Annotated in this window: 14 protein-coding genes; 8 read left to right on the top strand and 6 right to left on the bottom strand. The window is 73.5% G+C overall.

The window, feature by feature from the left end; all coding sequences use genetic code 11:
* Positions 1-46: 46 nt before the first annotated feature.
* From ACIQMX_RS11930 to ACIQMX_RS11910, 5 genes are all read right to left on the bottom strand, one after another.
* Entirely contained in the window at positions 47-820 is a 774-nt protein-coding gene (locus ACIQMX_RS11930) for an SDR family NAD(P)-dependent oxidoreductase (protein ID WP_402476947.1), read from the bottom strand.
* Complete coding sequence (locus ACIQMX_RS11925; RefSeq protein WP_363077265.1) at positions 817-1,485, bottom strand: TetR family transcriptional regulator; 669 nt, start codon at positions 1,483-1,485, stop codon at positions 817-819. The genes ACIQMX_RS11930 and ACIQMX_RS11925 overlap by 4 nt, the downstream gene beginning before the upstream one ends.
* Positions 1,486-1,584: 99 nt before the next feature.
* A complete protein-coding gene (locus ACIQMX_RS11920; RefSeq protein ID WP_402476944.1) occupies positions 1,585-2,799 on the bottom strand; it encodes a PP2C family protein-serine/threonine phosphatase in 1,215 nt (404 codons plus the stop codon).
* 261 nt (positions 2,800-3,060) lie between these two features.
* The gene (locus ACIQMX_RS11915) at positions 3,061-3,825 is read right to left on the bottom strand and encodes a GNAT family N-acetyltransferase (protein ID WP_402476941.1); all 765 of its coding nucleotides are present in this window, start codon (positions 3,823-3,825) and stop codon (positions 3,061-3,063) included.
* Positions 3,822-4,742: an NADP-dependent oxidoreductase gene (locus tag ACIQMX_RS11910; RefSeq protein ID WP_402476938.1), complete on the bottom strand. Its 921-nt coding sequence runs from the start codon at positions 4,740-4,742 to the stop codon at positions 3,822-3,824. The genes ACIQMX_RS11915 and ACIQMX_RS11910 overlap by 4 nt, the downstream gene beginning before the upstream one ends.
* Positions 4,743-5,035: 293 nt before the next feature.
* Between ACIQMX_RS11910 and ACIQMX_RS11905 the strand changes: the two genes are divergently transcribed.
* From ACIQMX_RS11905 to ACIQMX_RS11870, 8 genes are all read left to right on the top strand, one after another.
* Entirely contained in the window at positions 5,036-6,688 is a 1,653-nt protein-coding gene (locus ACIQMX_RS11905) for an ABC transporter substrate-binding protein (protein WP_363077257.1), read from the top strand.
* A 61-nt stretch (positions 6,689-6,749) separates the two neighbouring features.
* Positions 6,750-8,876: an alpha/beta hydrolase family protein gene (locus ACIQMX_RS11900; protein WP_402476934.1), complete on the top strand. Its 2,127-nt coding sequence runs from the start codon at positions 6,750-6,752 to the stop codon at positions 8,874-8,876.
* The gene (locus tag ACIQMX_RS11895; protein ID WP_363077253.1) at positions 8,873-9,931 is read left to right on the top strand and encodes an ABC transporter permease; all 1,059 of its coding nucleotides are present in this window, start codon (positions 8,873-8,875) and stop codon (positions 9,929-9,931) included. The genes ACIQMX_RS11900 and ACIQMX_RS11895 overlap by 4 nt, the downstream gene beginning before the upstream one ends.
* Positions 9,928-10,752, top strand: a complete 825-nt coding sequence (locus ACIQMX_RS11890; protein WP_402476930.1) for an ABC transporter permease — start codon at positions 9,928-9,930, stop codon at positions 10,750-10,752. The genes ACIQMX_RS11895 and ACIQMX_RS11890 overlap by 4 nt, the downstream gene beginning before the upstream one ends.
* Positions 10,752-12,680, top strand: a complete 1,929-nt coding sequence (locus ACIQMX_RS11885; RefSeq protein WP_402476927.1) for an ABC transporter ATP-binding protein — start codon at positions 10,752-10,754, stop codon at positions 12,678-12,680. Before ACIQMX_RS11890 ends, ACIQMX_RS11885 begins: the two co-directional genes overlap by 1 nt.
* 68 nt (positions 12,681-12,748) lie before the next feature.
* Positions 12,749-13,360, top strand: a complete 612-nt coding sequence (locus tag ACIQMX_RS11880; RefSeq protein ID WP_363077247.1) for an XRE family transcriptional regulator — start codon at positions 12,749-12,751, stop codon at positions 13,358-13,360.
* 310 nt (positions 13,361-13,670) lie between these two features.
* Positions 13,671-14,630: an RNA polymerase sigma factor SigF gene (locus ACIQMX_RS11875; RefSeq protein WP_402476923.1), complete on the top strand. Its 960-nt coding sequence runs from the start codon at positions 13,671-13,673 to the stop codon at positions 14,628-14,630.
* 539 nt (positions 14,631-15,169) lie between these two features.
* On the top strand, positions 15,170-16,438 hold the full coding sequence (locus tag ACIQMX_RS11870; protein ID WP_402476920.1) for a sulfite oxidase: 1,269 nt from the start codon (positions 15,170-15,172) through the stop codon (positions 16,436-16,438).
* A 28-nt stretch (positions 16,439-16,466) separates the two neighbouring features.
* Here the strand turns inward: ACIQMX_RS11870 and ACIQMX_RS11865 are convergent, their stop codons facing one another.
* The gene (locus ACIQMX_RS11865) at positions 16,467-17,372 is read right to left on the bottom strand and encodes an NAD(P)-dependent oxidoreductase (protein WP_363077243.1); all 906 of its coding nucleotides are present in this window, start codon (positions 17,370-17,372) and stop codon (positions 16,467-16,469) included.
* Positions 17,373-17,375: the final 3 nt, after the last annotated feature.

Here is a 17,375-nt window from a genome sequence, read left to right as displayed (position 1 = left end):
TTGCGCTCTTGCTCTATTTCTCGCCCCCCGGTCCCCCGTCCGCCACTCAGGAGGCGGAGTAGCCGCCGTCCACCAGGTGGTAGCTGCCGTGGATGAAGGAGGCGCGGTCGGAGAGCAGGAAGGCGGCGAGCTCCGCCACTTCCTCCGCCGTGCCGAGGCGTCCCGCCGGGTGCAGCGAGATCAGGTGGTCCCGGGCCGGGCCTTCGGTGTTGCGCAGCAGCGGGGTGTCGATGAAGCCGGGGCCGACCGCGTTCACGCGCACGTTCTGTGCGGCGTATTCGAGGGCCGCCGTCTTGGTGAGGCCGACGACCCCGTGCTTGGCCGCGACGTACGCGGGTGAGCCCGCGAAGCCGTTGGTGCCCAGGATCGACGACATGTTGACGATCGCGCCGCCGCCCGAGGCGACGATGGCGGGGAGTTCGTAGCGCATCGAGTAGAAGACGCCGCTCAGGTTGGTGGCGACGACCCGGTCCCAGTCCTCGACGGCGTACTCGCCGGTCGGGCTGCTCGGTCCGCCGATGCCGGCGTTGTTCACGGCGAGGTGCAGGGCGCCGAAGGTGTCGACGGCGAACCGGACGCCCGCTTCGACGGAGGCGGGGTCGGTGACGTCCATGGCCACGGCGGCAGCCTTGGCTCCGGTGCTCTCCAGCTCGGCGACGGCCTTGCGGGCGCTCGTCTCGTCGTAGTCGGCCACGACGACGGACGCGCCGGAGGCGGCGAGCCGGTGGGCCAGCGCCAGGCCGATGCCGGACGCTCCTCCGGTGACGAGGGCGCTGCGGCCGGCGAATTCCTGGTCGGCGGGGGTGGGGGTGGTGCTCATGATGTTCCGTTTCCTTCCGTGGTGCTGTGTGACGCCGGTCCGGCGGGCTCCTGGATGAGCTCCCCCGAGAGGGCGTCGAATGCCTGCTCGACCAGTCGGGGCAACTCGTCGGGGCAGCCTCCGCGCACCCAGGCGACCTGGGCGGCGAGCAGTGCTCCGGCTCCGGCCGCGACCGTCACGGCAGGGCGGATGTCCTGCCGCGGGTCGACTCCGAGCCGCTCGGCGACGATGGCCAGCGAGTCCTCCTGGGCGTCCACCCGGATGTGGTGGAACGCCGCGTAGAGGGTCGGCTCCCGCTCGGCGAGGACCAGTAGTTCGAAGATCCTCGGGCGGCGGTGCCAGGCCTCCGCCCCGGGGTCCGCCAGCCAGTCCAGAACGGCCCGGCGGTAAGCGGTGAGCGGGGGTTCGCCGGCGGGCCGGTCCCGCAGGGCGTCATTGATCCGGTCACCGTCACCCCGGACCGAGTCCAGGACGGCGGCCTCCTTGCTCGCGAAGTACCGGCTGAAGGTGCGGCGGTCGACATCGGCGCGTTCCGCGATCTCCTCGACCGTCACCTCCCGCAGACCCTTGTCGAGCACGAGCTCGAACGCGGCCTGGGCCAGTGTGTCCCGGGTACGGCGCGCCTTGCGGCTCCGCCTCTCCGGGGTCTTCCGTTCCCGGTTCATACCTGCACCGTACACCCAAAAATGTCCCGACGCGACATAAGTCTCATCGGGACATGCATGGGGGGGGAGCGCACGCCTCTTTCGAGTGACGCGGCGCGGCTAGCCGCGGCTGAACGCCTCGGCGGCTCGCCTCGCACCGCGGTCCGGGCCCTCGGGCCGCGGGACGCCGCCGGACGGCGTCCACCCAACGGCGAGCACGGCTATGTCGTCGCGCCGCACGCCGTCGGAGAACTCCTCCAGGTCCTGATGGAGCGCGTCGAGCAGTTCCCGGGGGCCCTGGTGCGCCCAGTGGCCCAGCCGGGCGTCCAGCGGGTAGAAGGCGCCTGCCGCGTCACGGGCCTCCGTCACTCCGTCGGTGAACATCAGCAGCGTCGCGCCGGACGGGAGGTCCAGCCACTCGGTGACCCGCGCCTCGCTGCCGAGCTCGGCCAGGCCCAGTGGCACCGAGGTCCGGCGCAGCGGGACGGGGCGGGCCACACCGTCGTGCAGCAGGCGGGGCGGCAGATGTCCGCAGTTGACGGCCTGGACGCGTCCGTCACCGTCGAATCCGAGCACCAGTGCGGTGACGAAGCGCTCGATCTCGCCGGTCTGGGCGGAGAAGGTGTTGTGCCGGGCGACCGCGTCCTCCAGGGCGTCGACGACGCCGGTCAGCGTGGGCTCACGGATGGCCGCCTCACGGAAGGCGCCGAGCACGGCGAAGCCCGCCCCGATCGCGGCGAGCCCCTTGCCCTGGACGTCCCCGATGATCACCCGGGTCCCGTAGGGCGACGACACGACCTCGTAGATGTCGCCGCCGACCAGACGGTCCTCCTCGATCGGCGCGTACGTGCCGTGGGCGACGACCTGGTCGGTGACGATGGGCAGCGGTCGCAGGATCTGTCGCTGGAGCGCGACGGCGGCAGAGCGCAGCCTGGCTATCTCGGTGGCATGGCGGATGCGCAGCGCGCAGGCGCCGACGCCGAGGAAACAGGCCAGCACCGTGAAGACGACGCTGCTGGTGATGTCCCAGAACGTCCCGCCGGTGACGAGGCGCGAGGCGACGGCCACCACCATGATCCAGGAGGCCACGCCCACGGTCTGCCGGATCGTCCCGAACACGGAGACGAGGGCGGGCACGACGACCAGCAACGGCACGAGACGCAGTTCGTCACCGGACCACATGTCGAGCAGGACGGTCACGGCGGTCAGCAGCACCAGGCCGCCGAACAGCGCCCGGTTGCCCACGCGCTGCGCCCCGCCGGCCGGCTCGCCGGTCTCCGTCCCCGTGAGCCCCGCTCCACGCGTCGCCGACAGCTGCTGGAGCCCGATGCGCACGGCCGCCTCCTCCCGGGATCAGCCGGCCCGGCGCCGGCGTTCCCTTCCAGTGCACCCGAGGCGCGACGGGGAGCACACGAGGCTTACGCCCTCACACGGTGCGCCGAAGGTCCCGAGAACCGTGCCGGCAAGAGCCTCCGGCCCGCAGTTCACGGGCCGGAGGCGGGACACGGGCCTTCGACGCCCGGCGGCCCCTGAACCCGCGATCAGCGCGTGGCCGGGACACGGGCCTTCGGCGCCCGGAGATCCCCGGACCCGCGATCAGCGCGTGGCCGGCTCACGGACGTCGTCCCGGGCGGCGCCGGGCACACGTATCGGCGGGTTCCCCGGGACGAGCGCCGAGAGGAACGGCGTGCGGCGGCGGAGGGCGAAGCCCAGCGACTCGTAGAGCCGGACGGCGTTGGCGTTGGACGCGGCGGCGTGCAGGAAGGGTGTTTCGCCGCGCGCCCTGATCTCGTGGGCGACGGCCCGCACGAGTCCGCCGGCGAGTCCCTGCCCGCGGACCGACTCGTCCGTGCAGACGCCGCTGATCTCGCTGTGGCCCGGCGGGCGCATGCGCTCCCCCGCCATGGCGACGAGTACCCCGTCGCGTCGCACGCCGAGGTACGTACCGAGCTCGATCGTGCGGGTCTCGAACGGGCCGGGCCGGGTGCGTGCGACCAGGTCCAGCATGTCCGGCACATCGGCGGGGCCGAGCCGGACGGCCTCCGGGAAGGGAGCCGCCTCGACCGCCACGTCCACCAGCTGGACGCCCTCCGCGTCGAAGACGACCTCCCAGTCCTCCGGCGGCCGCTCACGGAAGGCGGTGACGGTGACGATGCCGCCGGGTCCCGCGAGTGCGGCCGCATCGGCCCAGTCGGTGGCCTCCGGCCGGTCCGGGAGGGCGAGCCAGGGGGTGACGGACGCCGGATAGCGCAGGATGCGGCCGCGGCGCTCGGCGAAGTGGGCGTGCGGCCCCCGCAGCGACGAGCCCACCGGGTCGTCGAGGGGGTGCGCGGCGGTGCCGTGGGCCGGCGACCCGGTCATGCGGTCACCTCGATCACGGTCTTCCCGAGCGCATGACCTTCCTCGACCGCACGCAGCGCCTCGCCCGCCGCCGTGAGCGGGTGGGTCCGGGTGACATGCGTGCGCAGGGCGCCGGAGACGACGAGGGCCGCCACCGCGTCGAGCACCGCGGCGTTGCGGGCCCGCAGGACGGGCGCCCCGCCGAGCTCGGCCACCAGCGGCTTGTCGCCGGCGCTGATCAGCCGGGCCGGGTCCGCGAGCAGCGAGGCCGCTTCACGCAGGGCGTCGCCGCCGGCCAGGTCGAAGACGGCGTCGATGCCGCCGGGTGCCGCCGCCCGTACCCGCTCGGCAAGTCCCGCGCCGGATTCCACATGGATCGCGCCGAGCGACTCGACGAACTCCTTCTTGGCCGCGCCCGCCACGCCGACGACCCGGACGCCCGCATGGCGTGCGAGCTGCACCGCGGCGCTGCCCACCCCTCCGCCGGCGCCCGTGACCAGCAGTACGGACTCCGGGTCGAGGCCGAGCTGGCGCACTCCGTCGTAGGCCGTGGCCGCCGCGACCGGCAGCACCGCCGCGTCGGCGAACGAGAGCGCGGCCGGCTTGTGGGCGGTCACGGCGACGGGCAGCAGGGTGTGCTCGGCGTACCCGCCCGTCACCGGGTTGCCGAAGACCTCGTCCCCGACCGCGAATCCCTCGACGCCCGGGCCCGTGGCCTCGACGACCCCCGCGGCCTCACTGCCGAAAGCGGTGGGAAACGGCTGCGGTTCGCTGCCGGGCCGGGTGTACCCGGTGCGCAGCTTCCAGTCCACCGGGTTGACCCCGGCCGCCCGGACGGCGACGAGCAGTTCTCCGGGACCGGGCACGGGTGTGTCGCGGTCGACGAGGGCCTCCACCTCCGGTCCGCCGTTGCGGGTGAACACGTACGCCTGAGACATCGGCTCCCTCTCCGTTCACGTCTGGGGTACCCGGGCCGGACGCCGGCTCCCCCAGCAGCAGGAAGTCCGTTCGCCGCGCACGTATTCCCCACTGCGGGAGTCCGGAGCAGCCAGGGAATCCACCCATCGAGAGAGGAGCGGGCCTTTTATCCACTTATGCGAGACAAGTGATGTCTTGACCGTCCACTCCTTGGACGGTCATTAGCCACCCTTTGACGCACCCAAAGTGGGTCGGATACTGTCCACGCCCAGTTGGGCATTAACAGTGGACACAGTGAGATGGGTGGTTCCCGATGACCTCGGAACCGGGTGGCAACCTCAGCCGACGCCGACTGCTGCGCCTCACCGGCGCCGGCCTGGGTGTCCTCGCCGCGTCCGGTGTGCTCGCCGCGTGTGCGCCCCCGCCCGCGAAGGAATCCGGTGACGGGGCGACAGGCCCGGGCGCCGCAGCGCAGGGGGCGGACGTGCCGATCGACACGCTCACGCTCGCCCTGCCCTCCTCCCTCTCCAGCCTCGACGTGGGCCGGGAGTCGGGCGTCCTCAACTACCTGGTCGCTGTGCTGGCCCAGGAGTCGCTGCTCTCCGTCGACCCGTCCGGGAAGCTCGGTCCCGGGCTCGCGTCGTCCTGGAAGCAGCCCGACGCCAGGACGTACGTGTACACACTGCGCCGCGGCGTCACGTTCACCGACGGCACCCCGTTCACCGCGGACGACGTGGTGGCCTCCATCGACGCGATCCGGGACCCGAAGAACGGCTCCGCCCTCGGCTACGCGTACGCGGGCGTCGAGTCCGTGAAGTCCACCGGCGACCACGAGGTCACCATCCGGCTCAGAACACCGGACGCCATGTTCGCCTGGACGACGACCGCCGGCGGGCTCCTCGTCAGCAGCCGGGCCTTCCTCACCCGCAACAAGGGCCGGATCGGCACGGCGAAGACGCTGCTGCTCGGCACCGGCCCGTACCGGATCACCGAGTTCGCCGCCGACGACCACGTCCTGCTGGAGCGCAACGACGCGTGGTGGGGCGAGAAGCCCGCCGTCCGGAAGCTGAAGCTCTCCTTCGTCCCCGACGCCGGCACGCGGCTGGTCGCGATGAAGTCCGGCGCGGTGGACGGCGCCCTCGGCCTCGCCTCGGACGAGGCCCGCGGCTGGGAATCGAGCGCACGTGTCACGTACACCGGCGACCGTTCCGTGGTGTCGCTGGCGTTCGACACCGCGAAGGCCCCGTTCGACGACATCCATGTCCGCCGTGCCATCGCCCACGCCGCCGACCGCGAGGGCATGGTGAAGGGCATCCTGCACGGCAAGGCCGAGGTCGCCGACGCGCTGCCGTCCCGCGAGATGTGGGGCGACCTGATGCCGGCCGCCGACGTCCGCTCGGGTTACGACGCCATCCCCACGCTGTCCTTCGACCTGGACGCCGCACGGGCCGAACTGGAGAAGTCGTCGGCCAGGGACGGCTTCACGGCCGAACTGCACTACCCCAACAGCGGTCCTCAGCTGGGCAAGGCGGCGCTCGCGCTCGCCGCTTCGCTCAAGAAGATCGGGATCACACTGAACGTCAAGGAGATCACCCTGGAACAGTGGGTGGCGGAACTCGGCTCCGGCAAGCAGCCGCTGCAGTTCCTGTGGTACTTCCCCGTCACCGGCGACCCGGCCGAACTGGCCGACCCGTACCTCAACGCGGCGGCCACGGCGACGGACATCGCGCACTACGACAACAACGCCGTCAACACCGCACTGGACACGGCGAAGTCCGCCACGGACAAGGACGTGCGTGCCCGGGAACTGATGAAGGCCGTGCAGACCGCCGGTGCCGACCTGCCGTACCTCCCGTTGTGGTGGGCCCGGACCGCGTCCGCGTTCGCCAAGGAGTTCGTGCTGCTGGACCAGGGGCCGTTCGCGTTCATCGGCCCGTGGGCGACTCGGATCCGCAAGTCCGCCTGACCGCCTCCGCCCTCACCCTCATCTCCACCTCACACCTCACACCTCCTAGGAACGGACACCCATGCCCCGTAACGCCGCGACCGTCGTGCGGCGCGTCCGCGAGGCGATGCTGCGCCTGGTCCACCCGGTAGAGGCCCGGATCAGCCCGGACGGCCTCGCGGTCGCCGTGGCGGCGGCGGGCCCCGAGCGGGCCGAGCTGGTCCTGGCCCCGGTCCCCGCCGCGGTGGCCGGCCGGGCAGCGGACGTGCCGGTCCCCGCGCTGTGCGCACCGTCGGGGCAGGCCGCCCCGGCCGGCCGTCACAGCCCGCGCTGGCTGCCCGACTCCCGGACCCTGCTGCACATCGCCGAGAGCGACGGCCCGTCCGGGACCGAGGTGCGGCTCGCGGCCCTGGACACGCGCACCGGCACGGTACGCACCGTCGTCCGGGCACCCGGCGCCGTGGAGGAGCTCCTGGTCTCCGACGACGGGACCCAGGCACTGCTGCTCTGCGCGGCGGACGGCGCCGAGCGTGACGGCATGCACCTCGGTCTGCCGGTGCGGCTCGGGTCCGTACCGGCGCCCGAACGCTTCGCCCCGGGTACCGGCCGCCGTTCACTGCATCTGGTCGGCCTCGCCGACGGCTCGCTGCGGGAGGCCGGGCCCGCGGGGCTCACGGTGTGGAACGTCGCGTGGCGCGGCGGGGCGAGCGCCGTCGCCACGGTCTGCGAGGACACTCTGCCCGCCGGGTACTACGGCGCCCGGTTCGCCGCCCTGGATCTCGATGCCCGCACGTCCAGGACCGTGTACACGCCCGAGGGCCAGCTGGGCGCGCCCGCGCTCGCCGCCGACGGCCGGTCCGCGGCGGTCTGCGAAGGCATCTCCATCGTCGCCGGACGCCCGGTCGTGGTCGGCCTGACGACGGGGGACACGGCCGTGCTGCCCGGTGTGGAGGACGCGACCTGGCTGCGGTTCGACGACGACTCCCCCGGCGCCCTGTGGTTCGCGGGCTGGGACGGGACGGGATCCCGTGTCGGCCGCACCGGGCCCGACGCCGGCACCCGCTGGTCGGGGCCGGCGACCCTCGGCGGGGCCGGTTACCAGCCCGGACTCTCGCTCAGCGGCGACGGGCTGCTGGCCGCGACCGTGCTCGACGCGCCGGGCCGTCCCCCCGAGGCCGTCGTCGCCCGTACCGGCGGGCCGGACGCCTGGGACTGGGCGCCGGTCACCGCGCTCAACGCCGACCCGGACCCCGGGCTCGCCGGTGTCCGTACCGAACAGACCCAGTGGTCCGCGCCCGACGGCCGCACCGTGCAGGGGCTCGTCCTCTCCGGCGGCGACAGCGCCGGACCCCGCCCCCTCGCCGTCCTGGTGCACGGCGGCCCCGCGTGGCTGTGGTCCGCCGGGTACGCGCCCGGCGACGTACTGGGGCTCGCGCCCGCGCTGGCCGCCGCCGGATACCTGGTGCTGCTGCCCAACCCCCGCGGCAGCAGCGGCCGCGGGCTCGAACACGCCCGCGCCGTGATCGGCGACGTCGGCGGCGCCGACCTGGACGACGTCCTGTCCGGCGTGCGCCACCTCACCGACGCCGGTCTCGCCGACCCGGACCGCACGGCGGTCCTGGGCCACAGCTACGGCGGCTTCCTCGCCGCCCAGGCCGCGGCACGCACCGATGTGTTCCGGGCCGCGGTCGTCGTCTCGGCGCCGACCGACTGGCTGAGTTTCACCCACACCAGCAACATCGGCGGCGGCTACGACCGGACGTACGCGATCGGCGGTCCGGACGCCCCGCAGGAGCTGATCCGGCGCTCGCCGGTCTTCGCCCGCGGCGGCAGCGGCACCCCGACACTCATCGTGCACGGCTCCGCGGACCGGGTCACCCCGGTCGGCCAGGCCCACGAGCTGTACCGGTCGCTGCTGCGCACCGCTCTCGCGCCCGTCGAGCTGTACGTGTACCCGGACGAGGGCCACGAGTTCACCGACGGCGGGCATCTCCTCGATGCCGCTGCCCGGGTCGAACAGTGGCTCGCCACCCACCTGGCGCCGCGTCCCGCGGCCGCCCGCCCGCCCGCCGTGCCGGGGGACGCTTCCCCCGAGCCGATCCCCGGCACGGCCTTCCCGGCGGGGCCGCAGGACGTCACCCTCCTGACATCCTCCGGCCCCGCCATCCCCCGCCCCGCCTCCGGCGGCCCCGCAGGAGACGGGCGATGACGGCCACCTTCCGGTCGCGGCTGAGCGCCGCGCTCCCCGCCGGGCTCGTGGTGCGCCGGCTCGGTGGCACGCTGGGACTGCTGGTCGTCCTCTCCGTCGCCGTGTTCGCCCTGCTCCAGGCGGCCCCCGGCGACCCGGCCCAGACGCTGCTGGGCCCGCGCAGCGCGACCCCCGAGGCGCTGGCCGCCGTCCGGGCACGCCACCACCTCGACAGCCCGATGGCCGTGCAGTACTGGTACTGGCTGAGTGACGCCGTCCGGCTCGACCTCGGTACGTCGATCCGCACCGGCGAGAGCGTCTCCGCCGCTCTGGGCGACCGCCTGGTGCTCACCGGACAACTGGTCGGCCTGGGCTTCGCCGTGGCACTGCTCCTCGGGATCCCGCTGGGCGTCCTGGCGGGCCTGCGCAACCGGCGCGTCACCGACCGGGCCGTACAGAGCCTCGGTGTGGTGGCCCTGTCCACCCCGGCGTTCGCGGGCGGACTGGTGCTCATCTACGTGTTCTCGCTGATGCTCGGCTGGTTCCCGGCGTACGGACCGGGCGAGGGCTCGGGAACGGACCGGCTGACGCACCTGGTGCTGCCGGCCTTGGCGCTCGGCCTCGCCGTGACCGCCGTCCTGCTGAAACTGACCCGGGCGGCGGTGATCCGGGAACTCGGCCGGGAGCACGTCACGTTCGCCCGCGCCCGGGGTGTGCGGGAGCGGGACATCCTGCTGCGGTACGTGCTGCGCGGCACCGTCGTCCCCGTCCTCACCGGCATCGGACTGATCCTCGCCTACCTCCTGGCGGGAACGGTCATGGTGGAGCAGGTCTTCGCCCTGCCGGGGCTCGGCTCCCTGCTCGTCGACTCGGTCACCTTCCGGGACGTTCCGGTCGTCCAGGCCGAGGCGCTGCTCATCGCCGCCCTCGTCTGTCTGGCCAACCTCGTCACCGATCTCGTACAACCGCTGCTGGATCCGCAGTTGCGGAGCGCGCCCGCGGCCGGGACCCCGTCCGCGGCGAAGACGCCCGCCGCCGCCCTGCCGTCCGGCGCCCGTGAGGAGGAGAACGCGTGACATCACGTGGCGTGCGCAGGTTCTCGCCGCTCACCGTCTGCTGCACCGTCCTGCTGGTGCTGTTCGCGCTGGCCGCGGCCGTCGGCCAGCTGGTCCTGCCGGACTGGGACGCCCAGGATCTCGCGACGGGCGCGGCCATGCCCGGTGGCGGGCATCTGCTCGGCACCGACGAACTCGGCCGCGACATCGCGCGGATGGTGGTCGCCGGCGCCCGGTCCACCCTCGCCGGTGCGGCCCTGGTCGCGATCGGGTCGATGGTCATCGGCAACGTCCTCGGACTCCTGGCCGGCTACCGCGGGGGCTGGATCGACACGGTCGTGCGGCGCTGGGCCGATCTGCTGCTGGCACTGCCCGCGCTCCTGGTGACGATCGTCGTCGCCGGGATCGGCGGTGGCGGCTACGCGCTGGCCGTCGGTGTGCTCGTCGTGCTGACGTCACCCGCCGACATCCGCCTCGTCCGGTCCGCCGTGCTGGAGCAGCGGCACCGCGCCTACGTCGAGGCGGCACAGACCCTGGGCCTCTCCCCCTTCACGGTCATGACCCGGCACATCTGGCCCAACGTGCTGCCCGTCGTGGTGGCGAACACGCTGCTCAACTTCGCCGGGGCGATCGTGGCGCTGAGCTCGCTGTCCTTCCTCGGCCTCGGTGTTCCGCCGGGTGCCCCGGACTGGGGACGGATGCTCTCCGAGAACCGCACCCTGCTGTACGACAACCCGTCCGCGGCCCTCGCTCCTGCCGTACTCATCGTCGCGGCGGCCGTGGCACTCAACCTCCTCGGCGACCGGCTGTTCGAGGCGTTCTCCGACCGTGGGAGGTCCTGATGACAGCGCGTCCGGCCATGGCCGGCCCCTCCGCCACCGCTCCGCCCGCGACCGGACAGCTGCTGGCCGTCGACGGCCTGCGGGTGGCGGCGACGGCCGCGCCGGGCGGCCCGGTCCCGATCCTGGAGGGCATCTCGCTGGAGGTGGGCCGGGGCGAGTGCATCGGCATCGTCGGCGAGTCCGGCAGCGGCAAGTCCCTGGCCATGCGGGCCGTGGCGGGGCTCCTGCCGTCCGGAACCGGGGTGACGGGCGGCTCCGTACGCATCGACGGCCGGGAGGTCCTCGGTCTTTCGCCACGCGAACGCCATGCGCTGCGAGGGCGGCGCGTCACGCTGCTGATGCAGGACCCGTTCACCATGCTCCATCCGCAGCTCACCTGCGGGCGCCAGATCGCGGACGGCCTCCGCGACCTCGACGGCGGGCGGAACCTGCGCCGGACCAAGGCGGCCCGGCGCGCCGAAGTGGAGCGGCGGCTGGCCGAGGTCGGTCTCGGCCCCGATGTCGCCGACCGCTATCCGCACGAACTGTCCGGCGGAATGCGTCAGCGCGTCGCGGCGGCCGCGGCGCTCGCGGGCGATCCCGAACTGCTGATCGCGGACGAACCGACCACGGCCCTGGACGCCGCCAGCCAGGGTGCCGTACTGGATCTGCTGCGCGGCCTCCAGCGGAGCCGGCACATGGGGCTGGTCCTCATCACGCACGATCTGCGGGTCGCGTTCTCCGCCTGCGACCGGGTGTACGTGCTGTACGCGGGCCACGTGCTGGAACACGGCAGCTCGCACGAGCTGGAGTCCGGCCCGCACCATCCGTACACCGCGGGACTGCTGGCCTCCGAGCCGTCGGTGCACGGGCGGTTCGCGCAACTCCCGGCCATCGCCGGTTCCGTGCCCGCCCCGGGTTCCCGGGGGCCGGGCTGCCCGTTCGCCGACCGCTGCGCCCACGCCGCCCCGGTGTGCCGCAGCGAACCGGTCGAGCTGCTGCCGCCGGTGGGGGCGGGGGCGGCGAACGGTACGGGCCGGTCGTCGGCCTGTGTGCGCCTGCCCTCGATCGGCCACGCGCTGGCCGCACCGTCGGCGCGCACGGTCGCGGAGCCGGCGACGGTTCCCGGTCAGCAGTCCGGAGAGGAACCGGCCCCGGACGCGGCGCTCGTGGCCACGTCCGTCGACCGCACGTTCCGCTCGTCGGCGGGGGATCACGCCGCGCTGCTCGATGTGAGCCTCACCGTTCCACGGAACACGGTCGTCGCCCTGGTCGGCGAGTCGGGCTCGGGCAAGACGACGCTCGCCAGGATCGCGGTCGGCCTGGAGACGTTCGACGGGGGCGCGGTGTCCGTGGGCGGGATCGCGCTGCCCGCGGGGCGTCGACCCACCACGACGGACCGGCGGCGTCTGGCGGAACAGGTACAGATCGTGTTCCAGGACCCGTACTCCTCGCTCAACCCGCTGCGCACCGTGGGCGCGACGCTGCGCGAGGCCCTGGCCGCCGCGGCGGGCGGGCGCGGGCGGGGCGACGCACACGGGGTGGAGGACCTGCTCGCACAGGTCGGGCTGCCCGCGGCCTACGCCTCGCGTCGTCCGGCCGCGCTCTCCGGCGGCGAGCGCCAACGCGTCGCCCTGGCACGTGCCCTGGCCGCCCGGCCCCGGCTGCTGATCTGCGACGAAGCGGTGGCGGCGCTCGACGTGTCGGTCCAGGCCCAGCTGCTCAACCTGCTCGTCTCGCTTCAGCGCGAGGAGGGCTTCGCGGTGCTGTTCATCACCCACGACCTGGGCGTGGTGCGGCAGATCGCGGACCTGGTGGCCGTGATGCACCGGGGGCGGATCGTCGAACAGGGTGTCGCCGCCCAGGTCCTGGACGCCCCGCAGCACCCCTGGACCCGCCGCATGGTCGGTGCTGTCCCCCGGGCCGCCGGCCTCGGCGGTCGCCCCTGACCGGTCCGCGCCGGCGCGGGTAGAGTGTGCCGCTGACCTGCGCGTACCACCGAGAGCGAGGAGGAACGGTGTCCGAGACGACCACCGGCGCCGGATCGCCCCCGGCCGCGCCCCCGCCGGAGGCGGGAAAGTCCGCCTCCGGTGTGCGGGCCTCGCTGGCCGGAAATCTCAACCGGCGTCGGCTCGCCAGGGGTTGGAGCCTGCGTGAGCTGTCGGCAGCGACCGGAGTCAGCAAGGGGCTGCTGTCCCAGATAGAGCGGGCGGAGGCCAATCCGACCGTGGACGTGCTGGTCCGGATCGCCGACGTGCTCGGCACCAACTGCACCGATCTGCTGCGCCAGCCGCTGCTGGAGCCCGAGATCGTCCGGGCCTCCTCACTGGACGAGCCCGAGGACGAGACCTCGGTCAGTCTGCTGTACTCCGGTCACGAGCAGGGCCGTCTGGAGATCTACCGGACCAGGCTCCACCCGCACGCGCAGAGCCAGGTCAGTTCGCACGGCACGGATTCGGTGGAGTACGTGCTCGTGATGTCCGGTCAGGTGACGCTGGTGGTGAACGACGTCCCGTACCTCCTGGAGGCGGGGGACACCGCCCGTTTCTCGGCACAGTGCAGCCACTACTACACCACCGAGGACTCCCCGGCGGTCACTCACACGGTCGTCGGATATCCGCGCGAATGACGGCCCCGCCCGGGGCCGGACCCGCCTCGGCGCACCGTCGATTTCGACTCAACTACCGCCGGATAAGCGTCGGCCGGTCTCCTGACGGCCGCGGCTGTGGCACTCTGGTGAGGACCGCCCCACCGGGCTCCCCCGTACCGGTGGGGCGGTTCTGTGCGCCGGGGTCCCCGGGACCTTCGGAGGGACGGGGATCCCTGTCGGCTTCCGGCCGTTGACGCCAACTCACTGATCGAGTTCCGTTTGTGCGCATGGGACTCTCCTGACGGGGCAGGCGACCAGACCTGATGGCCTACCAGGGGAGCGTGACGAGATGAAGACGCACACTGCGCGGACTGCCGGCGCGGAGCGAGCGGAGAGTGCACGGTCTGCGCCGGCCGGCCATGGAGCGGCCGTGACGGCGGTCGCCGGGCAGGACGAACTCACGGGCACCGGGCCGGCCCCCATGGACCTCGGCGACCTGCCGTGGATCGAGGACGCGGGCAAGGTGGCTCCCACCGACGCACGGGAACTGTCCCGGCTGTTCTTCGACCGTCTCCAGGTCCTGGAGGAGGGGACGCCCGCCCATCAGTACGCGCGGAACACGCTCATCGAGATGAACCTCTCCCTCGTCCGGTTCGCCGCCGGCCGGTTCAGGAACCGGGGCAGCGGCGACATGGAGGACATCGTCCAGGTCGGCACCATCGGGCTGATCAAGGCCATCGACCGGTTCGACCTGTCCCGCGAGGTCGAGTTCACCTCCTTCGCGGTTCCGTACATCACCGGGGAGATCAAGCGATTCTTCCGTGACACCAGCTGGGCGGTCCATGTCCCGCGCCGGCTCCAGGAGTTGCGGGTCGACATCGCCAAGACCAAGGAGGCCCTGGCCGGCGAGCTCGACCGCGACCCCACGGTTCCGGAGCTCGCCGAGCACCTCGGGCTGAGCGAGGACGAGATCACCGAGGGCATCGTCGCGGCCAACGGGTACACCGCGGGTTCGCTGGACATGCCGGCCGCGGCCGACGCGGGGCAGCACGGCGCGACGGGGCGGACCTTCGCCGATGTGCTGGGCAGCCCGGACCCTGCCATGGAGACGGTCGAGAACCTGCACGCCCTGGCACCGCTGCTGGAGGATCTGGACGAGCGTGAGCGGCGCATCATAGACATGCGGTTCGGCCAGGAGATGACGCAGTCGCAGATCGGTGCCGAGCTCGGCATCTCGCAGATGCACGTCTCCCGGCTGATCAGCCGGATTCTGCACAGGCTCCGTGACGGGATGACCGTCGAGGAATGAGCGTGAGTGACTCCGGGCTCCGGGCCGCCACGGGCGGCCCGGAGCCCGGACGTCTGTCCGGGCGCGGTTCTCGCCGGGACCTGCCGTCGCGACCGCCCGAACATTGCGGCCCGATGAAATCAACACCCCCCGCGCGCACCACCGGCCCCCGGCCCCGGCCCCGCGCGGCAGAACCCCCGGCGCCACGTCCGCGCAGGTCGAGGCCGTTGCGGGGGCCCGGGGCCGCGCTGCCCGCGCCGGAGGTCCGGTCGTCGTCCGTTCGCGCCACGTCCTGGAGTCCCGCGGGGGTGCGTTGACGCCCCGACAGGCCGCTGACACGCTCACCGGCATGCCCGCGAACCCGGCTCCCTCCTCGCGGCGGCACGTGGATCCGGGACACCTCGGGTCCTGCGCGTGTCGCCCCGGCGGGCGTTGTCGCGCGTCCACGCCGGCCACCGGCTGATCCACGCCGCGGGACCGACGTCGCACACCCGCGCGCCTCTGACCGCTTCTGCCGCCCCGCTCTCCTCGCCCCTCGCCCCTCGCCCCTGGAGTCGTCCATGAGATCCGTTCCGCCGTCCGAGGCCTCCTACGACCGGATGCGGCTGCGCCAGTGGGCGCGCGGTGCCGCCCGCTCCGCGGGGATCGAGCGCCGTGATCTGCTGCGGCTGGTCGCGGCCGCTTCGGCGACGGTCCCGCTCTCCGGCCTCACCGCCCCCGCACACGCGGCGCCCGCGGCCGCAGCCGCCGCCCCGGGCATCGTGAAGCCCCTGCCGCCCGAGGTGTTCACGGTGCGCGGCACCAACGCGGAGACGAACTTCGCCGCGCTGCGCACCACCGGGCTGCTCACACCCGCCGAGCGCTTCTTCGTGCGCAACCACACGGTGACCCCGCGGATCGACGCGGCCGGCTGGCGGCTCAGGGTGTGGGGCGACGGGCTCGGCGGACCCGAGGTGGAGTTCACGTACGAGGAGCTGCGCGCGCTGCCCTCGGTGACCCGTACCGCGTTCGTCGAGTGCGCGGGCAACGCCCGCAGCTACTACACGGCGCAGCAGGGGCAGCAGGTCAGCGGGACCGCCTGGACCCTGGGCGCGATCGGTACGGCCCGCTGGCGCGGGGTGCGGCTCGCCGACGTGCTGCGCCGCGCCGGCATCACCCGCCGCGCCGTCGACGTGCTGCCGCGGGGCCTCGACGACGAGGTGGTCAGCGACGGGATCGGCCTCGGGCATGTGCGCAGGCCGCTGCCGGTGGCGAAGGCTCTGGACGACGTGCTTCTCGCCTACGAGATGAACGGCGAACCGCTGCCGCCCGATCACGGTTATCCGGTGCGGCTGATCGTGCCGTCCTGGGTCGGGATCGCGAACATCAAATGGGTCGGCGACATCGAAGTGAGCGCCCAGCCCCTGGTCTCCCCCTGGAACACCGGCCTCTACCGGCTCTTCGGCCCCGGCTACCCGGCCGAGGGCAGTGCCCCGCTGACCCGGCAGACGCTCAAGAGCGCCTTCGAGCTGGCACCGGATGCGCAGTTCCCCGCCCATCGGCGCCAGGTGCTGACCGGACGGTCGTGGTCGGGTGGGGCCCCTGTGCGCACGGTCGAGATCAGCACCGACGGGGGCACGCGCTGGCGCCGGGCACGGCTGCGCGACGAACCGCGCGGGGGCAGCTGGGTGCGCTGGTCGGCCGGCTGGGTGCCCGGGGCCCCCGGCCCGGCCGTCCTGCTGGCACGGGCGACGGACCGGTCGGGCCGCACCCAGCCGGACGTCGCCGTGCACAACACCCAGGGCTATCTGTTCGACGCGGTGGTCCGGCACCGGGTGCGGGTCGTCTGACGGGAGACTGCGCCGGGCACGCGCGGGATCAGTCGCCGTCCTTCTCCGGGGGCCGCCCGGCGTAGTAGGTGGCGATCATGTCCTCGCCGCCGTGCCCGGCCGCCTCGGCACGTGCGAAGCGGGCGGCCGACGCCTCCGTCAGGTCCAGCCGGACACCGGAGTGCGCGGCGGCTTCGAGGATGAGGCGGGTGTCCTTGAGGGCCGTGGACAGGGCGAAGCTCGGTGTGAGGTCGCCGGACAGGACGGCGGCGGACTTGCCGTGCAGGTAGCCGGAGTCGAGCGGCCCGCCCTTCACCACGTCCAGGAACGTCTGCGGGTCCACTCCGAGCCCCTCGGCGAGGTTGAGGCATTCCGCGACGCCTCCCACCATGTTGATCACCCAGGTGTTGACCACGAGTTTGAGCCGTGAGGCGGCTCCCGGCTCCTCGGCGACCCAGACGGTGCGCTGCCCGATCGCGTCGAGAACCGGTCCGGTCACCGCGCGGGCGGCGGACGGCCCGGAGACGAAGACGGTCAGCGTGCCCTGTTCCGCGGGCTGCCTGGTGCCGGACACCGGGGCGTCGAGGTAGACGAGGCCGAGGTCCACTGCGCGCTGCGCCAGCTCGGCCGTGGCCGCCGGCCCGACGGTGGAACTCTGCAGGAGGACCTGGCCGCGGTGCAGGCCGTCGGACGCGGCGGTGAGCGCGGCGGCGACCGCGGTGCTGTCGTTGAGCACGGTGAGGACGACGTCGGCGCCCCGTACGGCTTCGGCCGCCGTGTCCGCGACGGTTGCCCCGTCGGCGGCGAGCGGAAGCGCCCTGGCGTGCGTACGGTTCCAGACGCGGACGTCGAGTCCGGCCCTGAGCATGCTCCGGGCCATGCCCGAACCCATGATTCCGGTACCGAGCACGGCGACGGCCGGTCGCTGCGGGACCGCGTCGGCTGCTGAGGTCATGAG

The sequence above is a fragment of the Streptomyces sp. NPDC091416 genome (genome assembly GCF_044756845.1).
GTDB lineage: Bacteria > Actinomycetota > Actinomycetes > Streptomycetales > Streptomycetaceae > Streptomyces.
This window is presented reverse-complemented; position numbering and strand designations above follow the sequence as displayed.

Bases quoted from the DNA above. Each gene is read 5' to 3' on its own strand.
- ACIQMX_RS11930 (WP_402476947.1), bottom strand. From the start codon at position 820: ATGAGCACCACCCCCACCCCCGCCGACCAGGAATTCGCCGGCCGCAGC.
- ACIQMX_RS11910 (WP_402476938.1), bottom strand. From the start codon at position 4,742: ATGTCTCAGGCGTACGTGTTCACCCGCAACGGCGGACCGGAGGTGGAG.
- ACIQMX_RS11865 (WP_363077243.1), bottom strand. From the start codon at position 17,372: ATGACCTCAGCAGCCGACGCGGTCCCGCAGCGACCGGCCGTCGCCGTG.
- ACIQMX_RS11885 (WP_402476927.1), top strand. From the start codon at position 10,752: ATGACAGCGCGTCCGGCCATGGCCGGCCCCTCCGCCACCGCTCCGCCC.
- ACIQMX_RS11915 (WP_402476941.1), bottom strand. From the start codon at position 3,825: ATGACCGGGTCGCCGGCCCACGGCACCGCCGCGCACCCCCTCGACGAC.
- ACIQMX_RS11900 (WP_402476934.1), top strand. From the start codon at position 6,750: ATGCCCCGTAACGCCGCGACCGTCGTGCGGCGCGTCCGCGAGGCGATG.
- ACIQMX_RS11875 (WP_402476923.1), top strand. From the start codon at position 13,671: ATGAAGACGCACACTGCGCGGACTGCCGGCGCGGAGCGAGCGGAGAGT.
- ACIQMX_RS11895 (WP_363077253.1), top strand. From the start codon at position 8,873: ATGACGGCCACCTTCCGGTCGCGGCTGAGCGCCGCGCTCCCCGCCGGG.
- ACIQMX_RS11870 (WP_402476920.1), top strand. From the start codon at position 15,170: ATGAGATCCGTTCCGCCGTCCGAGGCCTCCTACGACCGGATGCGGCTG.
- ACIQMX_RS11925 (WP_363077265.1), bottom strand. From the start codon at position 1,485: ATGAACCGGGAACGGAAGACCCCGGAGAGGCGGAGCCGCAAGGCGCGC.
- ACIQMX_RS11905 (WP_363077257.1), top strand. From the start codon at position 5,036: ATGACCTCGGAACCGGGTGGCAACCTCAGCCGACGCCGACTGCTGCGC.